This window comes from Candidatus Saccharibacteria bacterium oral taxon 488 (assembly GCA_013100805.1).
GTDB lineage: Bacteria > Patescibacteriota > Saccharimonadia > Saccharimonadales > Saccharimonadaceae > Nanosynbacter.
The window spans coordinates 133,957-148,876 of record CP040000.1 but is presented as its reverse complement, the minus strand read 5'-3'; the positions used below and the strand labels follow the sequence as shown (position 1 = coordinate 148,876).

At 49.1% G+C, this 14,920-nt stretch carries 7 protein-coding genes, 3 tRNA genes and 2 rRNA genes; 3 read left to right on the top strand and 9 right to left on the bottom strand.

Going from position 1 to position 14,920, the window contains the following annotated elements:
* Positions 1-71: 71 nt before the first annotated feature.
* From FBF27_00750 to FBF27_00730, 5 genes are all read right to left on the bottom strand, one after another.
* Positions 72-3,185: ribosomal RNA gene (locus tag FBF27_00750) — 23S ribosomal RNA — on the bottom strand.
* A gap of 271 nt (positions 3,186-3,456) precedes the next feature.
* Positions 3,457-4,596 carry a dihydroorotate dehydrogenase (quinone) gene (pyrD, locus tag FBF27_00745; GenBank protein QJU08949.1) on the bottom strand — a complete coding sequence of 380 codons (1,140 nt, stop codon included), beginning with the start codon at positions 4,594-4,596 and terminating at the stop codon, positions 3,457-3,459.
* Positions 4,597-4,676: 80 nt separating this feature from the next.
* Positions 4,677-4,753 (bottom strand) — tRNA-Val (locus tag FBF27_00740).
* A 78-nt stretch (positions 4,754-4,831) separates the two neighbouring features.
* A tRNA-Ile gene (locus tag FBF27_00735) sits at positions 4,832-4,908 on the bottom strand.
* Between the two features lie 51 nt (positions 4,909-4,959).
* Positions 4,960-5,036, bottom strand: a tRNA-Ala gene (locus tag FBF27_00730).
* Positions 5,037-5,100: 64 nt separating this feature from the next.
* On the opposite strand from FBF27_00730, the gene FBF27_00725 reads away from it, so the two are divergent.
* Positions 5,101-5,337 carry a hypothetical protein gene (locus FBF27_00725; protein ID QJU08948.1) on the top strand — a complete coding sequence of 79 codons (237 nt, stop codon included), beginning with the start codon at positions 5,101-5,103 and terminating at the stop codon, positions 5,335-5,337.
* A 277-nt stretch (positions 5,338-5,614) separates the two neighbouring features.
* Here the strand turns inward: FBF27_00725 and FBF27_00720 are convergent.
* From FBF27_00720 to gyrB, 4 genes are all read right to left on the bottom strand, one after another.
* Positions 5,615-7,191: ribosomal RNA gene (locus FBF27_00720) — 16S ribosomal RNA — on the bottom strand.
* Positions 7,192-7,401: 210 nt separating this feature from the next.
* On the bottom strand, positions 7,402-7,833 hold the full coding sequence (locus tag FBF27_00715) for a divergent PAP2 family protein (GenBank protein ID QJU08947.1): 432 nt from the start codon (positions 7,831-7,833) through the stop codon (positions 7,402-7,404).
* Between the two features lie 10 nt (positions 7,834-7,843).
* The gene (gyrA, locus tag FBF27_00710) at positions 7,844-10,360 is read right to left on the bottom strand and encodes a DNA gyrase subunit A (protein QJU08946.1); all 2,517 of its coding nucleotides are present in this window, start codon (positions 10,358-10,360) and stop codon (positions 7,844-7,846) included.
* A gap of 2 nt (positions 10,361-10,362) precedes the next feature.
* Positions 10,363-12,339: a DNA topoisomerase (ATP-hydrolyzing) subunit B gene (gene gyrB / locus FBF27_00705; GenBank protein ID QJU08945.1), complete on the bottom strand. Its 1,977-nt coding sequence runs from the start codon at positions 12,337-12,339 to the stop codon at positions 10,363-10,365.
* 159 nt (positions 12,340-12,498) lie between these two features.
* Here gyrB and FBF27_00700 point away from each other — a divergent pair, with 159 nt between their 5' ends.
* Positions 12,499-14,064, top strand: a complete 1,566-nt coding sequence (locus tag FBF27_00700) for a hypothetical protein (protein ID QJU08944.1) — start codon at positions 12,499-12,501, stop codon at positions 14,062-14,064.
* A gap of 16 nt (positions 14,065-14,080) precedes the next feature.
* Positions 14,081-14,644, top strand: a complete 564-nt coding sequence (locus FBF27_00695; protein ID QJU08943.1) for a hypothetical protein — start codon at positions 14,081-14,083, stop codon at positions 14,642-14,644.
* The last annotated feature ends 276 nt before the right edge of the window (positions 14,645-14,920 follow it).

Below are 14,920 nucleotides of genomic sequence, written 5' to 3'. Positions count from 1 at the left end.
CACCAATTACTAGTCAAGTCTACCTTATCCGCGAGCGTTATGCAAGCATAAACGCTAGCAGACAAGGACATAAAAAGGCAATGGGACTATTAGTACGCTTTAGCTCCATGCATTGCTGCACTTCCACCTTGCGCCTATCAAACAGATAGTCTTTCTGTGTCCTCATAGGGAAACCTTATCTTGAGGTTAGTTTCGCGCTTAATATGCTTTCAGCGCTTATCTAGTCCGCACATAGCTACTCGACAATGCAGCAGGTGGCCACAATCGATACACCAGAGGTGCGTCCGCCCCGGTCCTCTCGTACTAGGGGTAGATCCTCTCAAGTTTCCTATCGTCCATACCGGATATAAACCGAACTGTCTCACGACGTTCTGAACCCAGCTCGCGTACCACTTTAATCGGCGAACAGCCGAACCCTTGGAAGGTGCTCCCCCTCCAGGATGTGATGAGCCGACATCGAGGTGCCAAACAGCGCCGTCTATGTGAACTATTGGGCGCTATAAGCCTGTTATCCCCAGGGTAACTTTTATCCGTTTGCGCTGTCGATCCCACATTCATGTACAAATGTACGTACAGCGGATCACTTGCTCCGACTTTCGTCTCTGATTGGAATGTACTCCTCACAGTCAAGCTGGCTTGTGCGCATACACTATCACTTCGATTTCCATCCGAAGTTAGCCAACCTTTGAACGCCTCCGCTACTCTTTAGGAGGCAACCGCCCCAGTTAAACTACCCACCATACACGGTCCGCTAACCGGATAACGGTCAGCGTGAGAACACAATCACAACAAGGGTGGTATTTCACTTGGTGACTCCACAAATACTGGCGTATCTGCTTCAAAGTCTCCCACCTATGCTACACATGTTGAAACCGTATTCAATGTAAAGCTGTAGTAAAGCTCCATGGGGTCTTTTCGTCCTGGTACGGACAGACGGCATCTTTACCGCCAATGCACTTTCACCGAGTCCTTCGCTGAGACAGTGCCCACATGATTACTCCATTCGTGCGGGTCAGAACTTACCTGACAAGGAATTTCGCTACCTTAGGACGGTTATAGTTACCGCCGCCATTGACTAGGGCTTCAGTTCGCACCGTGAAGCGCTCCCCTTAACCTTCCAGCATTGGGCAGGAGTCAGCCCCTATACATCCACTTTCGTGTTAGCAGAGACCTGTGTTTTTGATAAACAGTTCCGTGGGCTCTTTTGCTGCGGCCCCCACATCGTTAGATGCCAGAGATTCGCGTTCAAAAGAACAATTCATTTGCTCTATCTCAGAAAATTCGTTTTGTGATTAAAAATGTACTCTTTAACCTATTATTCACTGAGTGAACGCGGCTGATATCCACCGAAGTGGGGGCAGACCTTATCCCGAAGTTACGGTCGCTGTATTGCCGAGTTCCTTAGCGAAGGTTCGCTCGTAAGCCTGAGTCTACTCGACTCGAGCACCTGTGTTGGTTTGCGGTACGGGCGGCTAAGTCCACTAGGTACACCTGCTTTTCTAGCCAGGGCTTTCACCAAAATTGCGACTCCGAAGAATCACTTTCACTCCCTTTGCGTTCCCGCTCGGTTGGACGGATAAACCATGAATCCGCTTCGATTACTTCCCCGTGAACAGTGTACAAAACTTAACCGGTTCAGGAATATTAACCTGATGTCCATCGCCTACGCTCTGCGCCTCGGCTTAGGCCCGACTAACCCTGAGATGATTACCATGGCTCAGGAAACCTTGCTCTTACGGCCGAGAGGATTCTCACCTCTCTTATGGTTACTCATTCCAGCATTCTCACTTCCTACCGCTCCACCGAACCTTCCGATTCGACTTCACCGCTGATAGGAACGCTCCTCTACCACGCCAGATAAATCTGACATCCATATCTTCGGTATAACGTTTTAGCCCCGTTACATTTTCCACGCAAGATCTCTTGACTAGTGAGCTGTTACGCACTCTTTAAATGAATGGCTGCTTCTAAGCCAACATCCTAGCTGTTTAAGAAATCTCACCTTGTTTCCCACTGAACGTTAATTTAGGGACCTTAGATGATGGTCTGGGCTGTTTCCCTTTCGAGCACCGATCTTAGCACCGATGTTCTAACTGCCGTGGTTACACACATGGTATTCGTAGTTTGTTAAGGGTGGGTACAGTTGCCCGCCCCAGTCCTTTACAGAGCTCTACCCCCATGTGCTACTAACACGACGCTAGCCCTAAAGCTATTTCGAGGAGAACCAGCTATCTCCGAGTTCGATTGGCATTTCACCGCTAACCACAAGTCATCCAAACACTTTGCTGCGTATCCTGGTTCGGTCCTCCACCACCTGTTACAGTGGCTTCAACCTGCTCATGGTTAGGTCACCCGGTTTCGGGTCTAATCCTTACAACTAAACGCCCTATTCAGGCTCGCTTTCACTGTGGCTCCGTCAATTGACTTAACCTCGCTGTAAAAATTAACTCGCTGGATCGTTCTACAAAAAGCACGCCGTCACCGGACAAGCCGGCTCCGACTCCTTGTAGGCACTAAATTTCAGGATCTATTTCACTCCCCTCCCGGGGTTCTTTTCACCTTTCCATCGCTGTACTAGTTCACTATCGATCGTATATTATATTTAGCCTTGGCTGGTGGTCCAGCCAGATTCAAACAGGGTTTCTCGTGCCCCGTCCTACTCGATAAAACATACATAAGGTCAGCGTCGTTTTCGCGTACACGGCTTTCACGTTCTTTGGCTAGTCATTCAAACTATTCTGCTAACCACGCAACTTTCTTACCTTACTACCAGTTGATAGCCTGGTATCACAAATCAGATTATTTGAACGAATCAAATGCTCTGACTTGGTCATATGTAATATCACAACCCCTTGTTAAGTATTCGTCTATCAACTTATTTGCCTAAATAAATAGGCAAAAACTTAAAAGGTTTGGGCTGTTGCGATTTCGCTCGCCACTACTTTCGCAATCGTTATTTACTTTCTCTTCCTCATCCTACTAAGATGTTTCAGTTCAGATGGTTCCCGCTCGCTTGCCTATGTGTTCAGCAAGTGGCAACATGACATGACTCATGCTGGGTTTCCCCATTCGGAAATCCCCGGATCAAAGCTTGTTGACAGCTTCCCGAGGCTTATCGCAGTCTTCCACGTCCTTCTTCGGTAATATACGTCTAGGCATCCATTTAGCGCCCTTGAGTACCTTTTTATGCATTGACTTAACTAGTAGTTGCTACTTTACAATTACTGTTACCGTCAATTAAAAACTCAATTTCTTCTCTTCAAATTGTTAATGATCATGCATCGCGTTTGAGTGCACATCTCGACCCGTCAAAATAACGTAATCTAATCTACACTCAACGATATTATCACCACTGCCCTCGCACGTTTTTGCAGTGTGTTGCCAGAGGTTCTCCTGAACATTCGCGTAACTAGTAATCAACTATACAGCAGCTGTAGTTGTTTTGCAAGAGTTTTTTCAAAGTTTTTTCACCTTTTTTGACTCGCTGCGAAAATCCGCGCCAACTGCCTCGGAGATATGAGAAAAACCATCCTTTTTTAATAGCTCCACCAGTCCGCGATTAATTCGCCCGATTAGCTGCGGCCCTTCAAAAAATAGCCCGGTAATCAGCCCCACCAGGCTAGCACCAGCCTTAATTTTGGCATACGCATCCTCAGCCGAAAACACTCCGCCGACGCCAATAATCGTCAATCTATCGCCGTATTTCTTATATGTATGGCGAATTAGATCTAGGCTATGCTCGCGCGTTGGCTCGCCGCTCAACCCGCCGCGAATTTCATCAGTCAGCGGATCTTTGATGTCAATTTTACTACGGTCTTTTACCAAATTAGCCACTGTCACACCCTGGACGTTATGCTGAACAATAACTTTCAGTAGCGAATCGAATTGTTCTATATCGTACAAATGCGGCATTTTTACCCAAAACGGCACATCGCGCGACACGCTGTCAAGTGCTGTTAATAATGCATCAAGCGACTCTGTCTCAATAAACGGCTCCTTACCGGCGTTGGGGCAGGATATATTAATTTCTACAACACTCGCCAATTTGTTGTCACTAATATATTCTGTTGCTTTTTTCACATCGTCAATAATTGCTTCCTTCGTTAGTCGAGTACTCATACGCTCACGTGTTGTTTTATTTGCTACAACTGCCACTGACACAACTGTTGGCATGTTATCCAACCGCCGTCGATTACGACGAATATATCTGCTAATCTTTCTGAGACCATAATTTGGCATACCAGCATACACCACCACCGACTTTGTCTTCGGCAAACGATGAAACCATGGCCGCCGATTCCCTTTCCTCGGCTCTAGCGTCACCGACCCGCCCGAAGCAAACCCAAAGCCAACACTCTCCATCAGCGGCGACAGCTGGACATTTTTATCAAATCCTGCCGACAAGCCGATCGGATTACAAAAAGTAATACCGCCCACCTCCCGCCGGAGCGAGTTATCTTGAAAACTCCACGACTTACGGATGGCCCACCGAACAGGCGGCGGTGCCTGTGCCACACGACCGCAGAAAACAATCAGCTTATGCGTAAAGTCTGGCGTTAGCAAAAATAACAGTGGTTTTATAACATATTTATACATCTACTTACAGTATAGAGTAATTATTTATTAAAAGCGATATTCGTAAATAAAAACACCCCCAAACGGGATGACTGTTTATTTGGTGGGCGACAAGGGACTCGAACCCCTGACCCTCTCGGTGTAAACGAGATGCTCTAGCCAACTGAGCTAGTCGCCCTTATCAAAAACGTGATGGGTAATAGGATTACCCTCCAAAAGGTCATTATACCTCGCTCTGTTCAACATAATGACGTTATGGTGGGCGATGAGGGACTTGAACCTCCGACCTCGTCATTATCAGTGACGCGCTCTAACCAGCTGAGCTAATCGCCCTCATTGCAGTCTTGGTGGAGTGTCGTAGACGTAAGCCTACTTCACCCCATATGGTGGAGGCACAGGGACTCGAACCCTGGACCCCCTGCTTGCAAAGCAGGTGCTCTAGCCAACTGAGCTATGCCCCCATCTCGCCAAGACTTTATTCATTGTACCGTATCTTTTTTATTCTGGCAAGTGTATAATGGAGATATGTATTATAAATTTACCTTTGGATCTTTTTTTGTCGGCCTCATCGTTTTGATTATCGGCGCCGTCATGACTGTCTACCACCAAAAGTTAGCGGACAATCTCGCGAGCGGCATCAGTAGCTACGAGCGCTTCAAGTTCTGGGGTCTGGTCGTCTGTGGAGTTGGCTTTGGGATTATGCTGTGTCTCCACACTATCCCGCTAGGCTGGCTGGCAGAATCGCTATTCGGTCGCCGATAGTTCCGCAGCCATCGCCATATCGCGTTCTGCCTATGCTCAGCCACACTGAAAGGAAAGGCCCCGTCATTAGTCATAGACGACAAAACACCCTCCAAACAGGAGGGCGTTTTTATATTAACAACTTGATTGTGCAATTCATCAATCGACTTATCGTAGAGAAGGTTTTGAACTTTGTCTCGTCCCTAGAAGGACTATTGTAAATATGTAAGCTCAGCATATTTACGAGACCGACCTAGCTCAACTTGTGATTGCTCGACAAGCTGGCATCTATTCTCCCTAGAAAGGAGGTAATCCATCCGCACCTTCCGGTACGGATACCTTGTTACGACTTAACCCCAATCATGCCCCCCACCTTAGGCCGACGAATCGGACTTCGGGTGTTGGTCACTTTCATGGTTTGACGGGCGGTGTGTACAAGACCCGGGAACGTATTCACCGCAACTTGCTGATTTGCGATTACTAGCGATTCCGACTTCATGCAGGCGAGTTTCAGCCTGCAATCCGAACTGGGACTAGCTTTGATGCGATTTGCTTCACCTCGCGGCTTCGCTGCGCATTGTACTAGCCATTGTATTACGTTTCTAGCCCAGGACGTAAGGGAAATACTGACCTGACATCATCCCCTCCTTCCTCCCCGTTACCGGGGCAGTCCAAGTAGAAAAATACAACTACTTGCAAGGGTTGCGCTCGTTGAAGGACTTAACCTAACATCTCACGACACGAGCTGACGACGGCCATGCATCACCTGTCACAGGGTTCCAAAAGGCACAGTCTGCTTTCACAGACCTTCCCTGGATGTCAAGCCCTGGTAAGGTTCTTCGGTTATCATCGAATTAAAGAACATAATCCACCGCTTGTGCGGGTCCCCGTCAATTCCTTTATGTTTTAGCCTTGCGGCCGTACTCCACAGGCGGGATACTTAACGCGTTAGCTTCGCTACTGAAGGGGTCGATACCTCCAACAGCTAGTATCCATCGTTTACGGCGTGGACTACCCGGGTATCTAATCCGGTTCGCTCCCCACGCTTTCGTGCCTTAGCGTCAGAAATGGCCCAGTAACCTGCCTACGCCATTGGTGTTCCTTCTTATATCTACGGATTTCACTCCTACACAAGAAATTCCAGTTACCTCTACCATTCTCGAGTTTAACAGTTTGAATAATAGTCTGTATGGTTGAGCCACCAGGTTTCACTATTCACTTATTAAACCGCCTACGCAACTCTTTACGCCCAGTCACTCCGGATAATGCTCGCACCCTACGTATGACCGCGGCTGCTGGCACGTAGTTAGCCGGTGCTTATTCATGAGTTACCGTCATATTCTTCACTCATAAAAGAAGTTTACAACCCGAAGGCCTTCATCCTTCACGCGGCGTTGCTCCATCAGGCTTTCGCCCATTGTGGAAGATTCCTCACTGCTGCCTCCCGTAGGAGTCTGGACCGTGTCTCAGTTCCAGTCTGGCTGATCATCCTCTCAGACCAGCTATGGATCGTCGGCTTGGTAGGCTATTACCCTACCAACTACCTAATCCAACGCAGGCTTCTCCCAAAGCGGATAAATCCTTTAATCCGAAGACCATATGCGGTATTAGCTACCCTTTCGGGCAGTTATCCCTCACTTTGGGGCAAATTCCTACGCGTTACTCAGCCGTTCGCCGCTCGCCGACATTCTGCACCATCAATTCGAAATCACCCTAGACACTCACTCCTTTCGAAATGATACGGCTGATTTCCTTCGGAAATCCCCGCGTCCAGGCTTCAAGTTGACAGTGCAGAACTCGCTGCCGCTCGACTTGCATGTGTTAGGCACGCCGCCAGCATTCATCCTGAGCCAGGATCAAACTCTCCGTTAAAAATCTACTTTGTATCAAAGTATTAAGGCTCTACAAAAATATAAACTGACGATGATATTGCACAATCAAATTGTTAAAGACCATAGTCGGGTTTGTGTACCGCTTTCGCTTCACCTAACAAATTAGCGTGATTGTCGCTTGGCTCGCACTCCAGCAACCAGACTGATATTCATCTTACCTGATATTAGTGGTCAGGTCAAGGGTTATTAGCAATTATCTTGTAGCGAAAATTACAACAAAGGTTACAACCGTGCCCACGGCCGCCCCGACAAGCATTTCTGGCAGTGTATGACCATGTGCCACCCTAATCGTTGACAGCTTTGGATAATCTTTTCGCACCACTCTATTGAGCAAGTCACCTTGCTGCCCAGAGGAAAATCGCACCATCACCGCATCATACAACACGATCGCCGCGAACCACGCAGCCAGGCCAAACAGCGGACTTCCCCACCCCTGGTAGTGGCCGATGGTCAGCGCAAGCGACACCACCGTTGCACTGTGAGCACTCGGCATACCACCCGAAAACAATACCGGCGAACGAGGGTTCGACTGCGTGACTCGACGATTACGGCCAAACAGCCGGGCCAGATGCTTTGATGACTGCGCTACAAACCACGCGATGCCCGGTATCAGGAGGTATTGCATCGGCACTTGGCTACTCCTCCTCTGGACGTTTCTCCATTAGGCCAATCGATGACACCGCATCGCCATCACTCAACCGCATAATCGTCACACCCTGGGTTGTTCGACCGAGCAACTTGATGTCACTCAAGCCCAGGCGAATTGTTTGACCATTTTGCGATACTAACAGTGCTTCATTCATCGTCGGATCAATTGTCTGCACTGAGATAATTGGGCCAGTCTTTGCTGTCACGATTGCCGCCTTTATCCCGACACCACCGCGCTTATGACTTGGGAAGTTAGTCACTTTCGTGCGCTTACCAAAGCCCTTTTCGCTAATGACCAGTAGTGTCTGCTCATCGCTGGTAACGATATCCATGCCAACAACGCAATCGTTCGGACGTAGACGCACCCCGCGTACGCCACGAGCCGCTCGACCCATCGGCCGGGCATCCTGCTCGTTGAAACGAATCGCTTGACCAGCTGATGTTGAAATAATTACATCACTTTTGCCATCTGTTTTCTTGATCCAGCGCAGCTCATCACCATCGTCTAGCTTAATAGCAATAAGCCCGTTCGTCCGGATATTGGCATAGTCGCCAAGCGGAGTCTTCTTCACCGTACCATGCTTAGTTGCCATAAATAGGTAGCCCTGGTCACCAGCGTTCTTCTCGTGTTTAATGATAGCGGTGATCTTCTCTTCTGGCTGCAGCTGGAGCAGGTTCACCGCCGCTACACCTTTGGCACTGAGACTGGCAGCTGGCACTTCATACGCCTTCAGACGGAAAATCCGACCTCGATTCGTAAAGAACAACAAATAGTCATGGGTGTTTGCTGGCACCACCTGGTCAATGATGTCCTCCTCTTTGGTGGTCATGCCGCGCTTGCCCTTGCCGCCACGGTTTTGCTTGCGATAGTCACTGAGCAGGGTCCGCTTGATGTAATTCTCGCCAGTTAGCAAAATGACCGCTTCCTCATCTGGAATTAGCTCCTCATCAGAGAACTTACCCAGTTCATGGTTGATAATTTTACTACGCCGCTCGTCGCCGTACTTTTCCTTCATCTCTAGAAGCTCAGTCTTGATAATATTCAAAATCTCTTGCTCGTCGGCCAAGATAGCCTCTAACCTTGCGATCAGCTTCAGAAGTTCGCGAAGTTCATTCTCGACCGCTTCACGCTCAAGTCCAGTCAGGCGTCGCAGCTGCATTGCCAAAATAGCCTTGGCCTGGATCTCGCTGAGTCCAAACTTAGCGCGCAGATTCTTTTCCGCTTCATCCTGGGTTTTTGAGGCACGAATCGTCTTGATCACCTCGTCAATGTGATCCAGCGCAATCTTATAGCCTTCCAGAATATGCGCCCTCGCCTTGGCCTTTTTCAGCTCAAACTCAGTACGGCGGCGCACCACAGACTGGCGGTGTTTCACAAATTCGCTCAGAATATCGTGCAAGCCTAAGATCCGTGGCTGCATAGTGTTGACCAATGCCAACATGTTGTAATTAAAACTCGTCTGGAGCGCTGTTAGTTTGTACAGCTGATTCAATACTTTCTTTGGATACGCATCTTTTTTCAGCTCAATGACAATGCGGACCTTACCTCGAGAACTTTCATCGCGCAGGTCAGCCAGTTGTACTCGCTTTTCTTTATGCAATTCACCAATCTTTTCAATTAGTGTTGCTTTATTTACACCATACGGGATCTCTGTGACGACGATCTGATGCCGCCCCTTCTTGGTCTCCTGAATCTCCGCCACTGCCCGCATCATTACACTACCGCGACCAGTCGCATATGCCTGACGCATCGGCGCGCCTCCATAGACAATCGCCCCCGTCGGAAAGTCCGGGCCCTTAACGTGCTTCAGTAAATCATCAACTGTCGCCTCAGGATTATTGATCAGCTCAACCGTCGCATCCACCAACTCGCCCAAGTTGTGCGTCGGGATACTCGTCGCCATACCAACAGCGATACCAATCTGACCGTTCAATAGCAAGTTTGGTAATTTTGCCGGCAGCACGATTGGCTCACGCTCTGAGCCGTCAAAGTTATCCTTGAAATCAACCGTTTCTTTCTCGATGTCAGTTAGTAGTTCTTCAGCTGGCTTGTCGAGTCGCGCCTCAGTATAACGGTGAGCGGCTGGTGGATCTCCGTCCATTGAGCCAAAATTTCCCTGGCCCTGCACCAAGGTATAGCGCATCGCCCAATCTTGCGCCAGACGCACCATCGAATCATAGATAGCTGAGTCACCATGCGGGTGATATTTACCCATCACATCACCAATGATACGCGCTGATTTAACGAATTTTGCAGTACTACGATTGCCGTTTTGGTTCATTGAATACAAAATACGGCGATGCACCGGCTTTAGACCATCGCGCACATCCGGTAATGCCCGGTCAACAATGACACTCATCGAATAGCGGAAGAAATTATCTTGCATCACATGTTCGAGTCGACGTCGCTCTAAGCCTGCTGATGCCTCGGCTATCATGTCTGGTGTTGCCTCAATTGACTCGTGGTCACTGGTTGATTGTATCTGTTTGTCCTGATCACTCATGATTAAATATCCAAATCCTCCAAGTTAGCATTTTTTGCCCAGCTTTGAATAAAGTTTTTGCGCAAACTCACGTCATCGCCCATCAACCGCGTAAAGATTGCGTCTGCCTCCTCGGCATCTTCCACGCTGACCTGAATCAATACACGATTTTCTGGATTCATCGTTGTCTCCCACAGCTGGTCGGCATCCATCTCACCAAGCCCCTTAAACCGTGAGATCGTCACGCCAGCCTGTTTGGTGACATCCTGCTCATCGTCAATCACCGTGCCACGATTCTTCTTATCAGCAATCAAATCTGCCAAAACTTTGTCTTTCTCCGCCTCGTCATATGCGTAGATTTTCTTCTGCCCGCGGTTGATGGAGTATAGCGGCGGTTTAGCAAGATATACATAGCCACCCTCAACCACCTCTTTCATATAGCGGAACAAAAAGGTCAGAAGCAACGTTGCAATGTGACTGCCGTCAACATCAGCATCGGTCATGATGATAATTTTGTGGTAACGCAAACCATTGATATCAAACTGATCACCGATACCAACACCAAATGCCTGAATCATCGCTACAATTTCTTTATTGGCAAACATTTTGTCAAGTCGCGCCCGCTCAGTGTTCAGCACCTTACCACGAAGCGGCAAAATTGCCTGGGTTTTACTGTCGCGGCCCTCTTTGGCCGAACCCGCTGCCGAGTTACCCTCAACAATATAAATTTCGCTATCACTCGGGCTCTTACTTGAACAGTCCCACAACTTACCTGGCAGTCCCATACCATCAAGCGCACCCTTACGGATCACATTGTCGCGAGCTGCTCGCGCTGCCTTGCGTGCTCGCGCCGCCAAAGTCGCCTTACCGACGATCTTCTTGGCAACGCTAGGATTCTCCTCCAGGTAATATGAGAAGTATTCATTCATCACCTGCTCAACATAGCGGCGCATCTCTGGATTACCAAGTTTATTCTTGGTCTGACCCTCAAACTGTGGATCGGGCAATTTAACCAAGATAATCGCCGTCAAGCCCTCGCGAATGTCGTCACCGGTCAGGTTATCTTCCTTTTCTTTCAGCAGGCCATTCTTACGCGCGTAGTCGTTGATAACCCTCGTTAAGGCTGAGCGAAAACCGATCAAGTGCGTACCACCATCTGGTGTTAACACGTTGTTGGCGAACGGCTTTACTGTCTCAATGTAAGTATCATTATACTGTACGGCAATCTCTACCATGCAATCTTCAACCTGTCTCTCAACATAAAAGACATCGTTTGATAAAATATCTTTACCAATGTTGAGGTGCTTCACGTAGCTCTGAATACCGCCCTCAAAGTAAAATGACTGTCGCTCACCTGTTCGATTGTCGATAACCGAGGTGTGCACGCCTTTGGTGAGGTATGCCTGGTGGCGCAGATAACTAACCACCCACTTATAGTCAAACTCCACCGTCTCCTTAAAAATCGTTGGATCTGGGTAGAATATTATGCGCGTTCCGGTTGACCGATCAGTTTTACCAACCTTCTTCAGTGGTTCAGCGATACCACCAGTTGCAAACACCACGCGGTACAGCTGACCATCACGCACTACTTCAGCGATCATTTTGGTTGAAAGCGCGTTTACCACGCTTGAGCCTACGCCGTGGAGTCCAGATGACACTTTGTAGCCGCCGCCGCCAAACTTACCACCAGCATGCAGCACTGTCAGCACGGTTTCTAGAGTAGACAAACCAGTTTTTGGATGTTTATCAACCGGAATACCGCGCCCATCATCAGTCACCTGCACACCACCGTCTTCTAACAGCACCACCTCTACTCTCGTCGCATGGCCCGCGATTGCCTCGTCAATTGAGTTATCAGCGATCTCCTTAATCAAATGGTGAATACCATCATACCCCGTGCTACCAATGTACATTCCCGGCCGCTTACGCACCGGTTCGAGACCCTCCAAAACCTGGATTTGCGAGCCATCGTAGGCTTGCTTATCTGTTTGTTTAGCCATGCTTCCCTCACTATTTCTGATTTGTCAGCTATTTACAACTCCCCCATTATACCGCAAAAAAAGTGTTCACTCAAGCTATTTGCGTAAAAGCGATCACTGTGCTATAGTGGAGACGGAATTTTTACGAAAACATAAAACTAATGGAAAATAAGGAACGGCATGTTTAAGAAAATCGTCTCCCACCTCGCGTTTAGCCCAAGCCTCATCCAAGAGCTCGGCTTTTACGCGAAACGCCTCCACAAAGAGGAAATCACTCGCAAAACCGGTCTCATTCTGACCGCCCTAGCGCTCATCGTGCAGTCATTTGCCGTTTTTCAACCACCTGAATCTGCCAATGCCGCCAATGCTTCAGACCTTGTTTATGGCGGTATTCATACGAAATCACAGCTGCTCGCCGCGTGGGACAATAACTCGCAAAATTATCGTGACATGCTGCAGCACGCTGGCATCACACGCGAGAACTTGGCGAGTGCTCGCGACTCTGAGATCAGTACTCGCAGCAGCGGCCGCGATAATGGCTGGCAGTCCTGGAGCCGAGTTTCACGCTTCGGCCTTCAGCGCGGAGAAGTCCAGTTTCAGGTTGGTAGCCTGACGCTATATTCGCGACCAATGGCTGAATTTGACACCGGGCGCAACCGCAGCGGCTCAGGCTCATGGTATAAATCATTTGTCGGTACGACTAGCGAGGGCAAACCGTTTGCTATCATGAAGGCCTGTGCTAACATTATGCTCAAAGAATTGCCAAAACAAAAACCGAAACCAACCGCCGCCTGTAAATTACTCGAGCGGCCCGTCGTCACCGACCGTACCAAGGTCTCGATGACAGCGTATGGCGATGTCCAAAATGGTGCGACTATCGCTGGCTATACCTTTATCATTAAAAACTCAGCCGGCACCGAGGTGCTCCGCAAACGTGTCAATACCACCGCTACGAGCACGTCATTACAGCACACACTCGACAAGGACGGCACGTATACCGTGTCCGTTATTGTCCACACCAGCCTCGGTGACCAGACGAATAGTGCCTGTGCTTCGACCGTTACGATCAGTCCAAAACCACGCTGTCCACTTAACCCAAGCCTACCGATAGACCATCCCGACTGCCAGCCGTGCCCAGGCGACGCCACAATTTGGGTCAAAGACACAACCTGTAAAGCCCAGGTTACCCGCACCAAGGCGGCACATAACCTGACCTCTGGCGGCGATGCCACCAAGAAAAAAGCCAACGCCAGCGACCGCATTGAGTATAAGCTAACCGCTAAAAACGAAGGCAAAGCTCCAGCAACAGTTGATCTGAAGGACGAGTTATCCGATGTACTAGAATATGCCGATATCTATGATAATGGTGGTGGCACCTTTGATAAGGAAAAGCGCACCCTTTCTTGGCCACGAGTCACCCTTAAACCAGGCGAGCAAAAGGTTATAACCTACGTCGTCCAGCTCAAGGGTCAACTTTCGGCTAAGCCACGCGGCACCAGCGACCCGTCATCGTATGACTGCCGTATGACAAACGTCTTTGGTACCAGTGTCGAAATCGTTGTCAACTGCCCAACGCCAAAGGTCGTCGAGCAGACCGTCGCTACCCTGCCGCGAACCGGCCCTGGAGAAAACATGTTATTTGCCGGTATCATTGCGGCTGTTGTAACCTTCTTCTATTGCCGCTCACGACAACTGAGTAAAGAGGTCCGCATCATTCGCCGTGATATTACAGCGGGAACGTTATAACATAGGGAGGGTAAATATGTCAGAAAAAATTCATGGGGCTAATCCAGAGTTAACAGAGAACGCTCGCGAACTTGAGCGGTCAGCCGGCGAAGTAGAACGCTCAGCGGCTGAAAAATTAGAGGAGCGGGCTGAACGAGCCGTCGAACAGCAACACGAAGGTATCGACAAAGCTCACCGTGAGGCATTAGAACAAGCCGAGACAAGCCAAACCGCTGAAACGGAGAAGCCAGCAGCCTCAGAAACACCTCGCCAGATCACCAAAGACGACCGCACTGCTAGTTACCAAAAGACGATGAAAAAAATGCAGAGCGAACTACCGCCAGCCTCACGCGCCTTTAGCAAGGTTATTCATAACCCAGCTGTCGAAAAAGCCAGCGAGGCTATCGGCAACACCGTCGCACGCCCGAACCTCATTATTGCTAGCGCACTTGGCGCAATTTCCTCAGTCGTCGTCTACTTTATCGCCCGCCATTACGGCTACGTTCTCTCTGGATCAGAAACGATCATTCTCTTTGGTTGTGGTTGGGTTATCGGTGCCATTATTGAGTACGCTCGCGTTGGCTTTCTTAACAAAAGATAATTTAGCTCACGCTTAGCGTAGCTTAATCGATACCTCACCATTATCGTTGTTATCACCACGCAGGTCGAGGCGATTTTGCGGCTCTGCCTGCCGCAGTTCTGCCGCCATTCTATCAGCAATTGATAGCGGCGCGGCCTGCGCAGCCACATCCGAACCAGTCACTGTTGGCGCAGACGCCAGATGTCGATCCAGCGATCGTGAATTATCATGATGGGGGATATCTATCGGCTGCCCCGATGGCCTGTTCAACGAAGCACCAACTCCCTGCGGCATCTG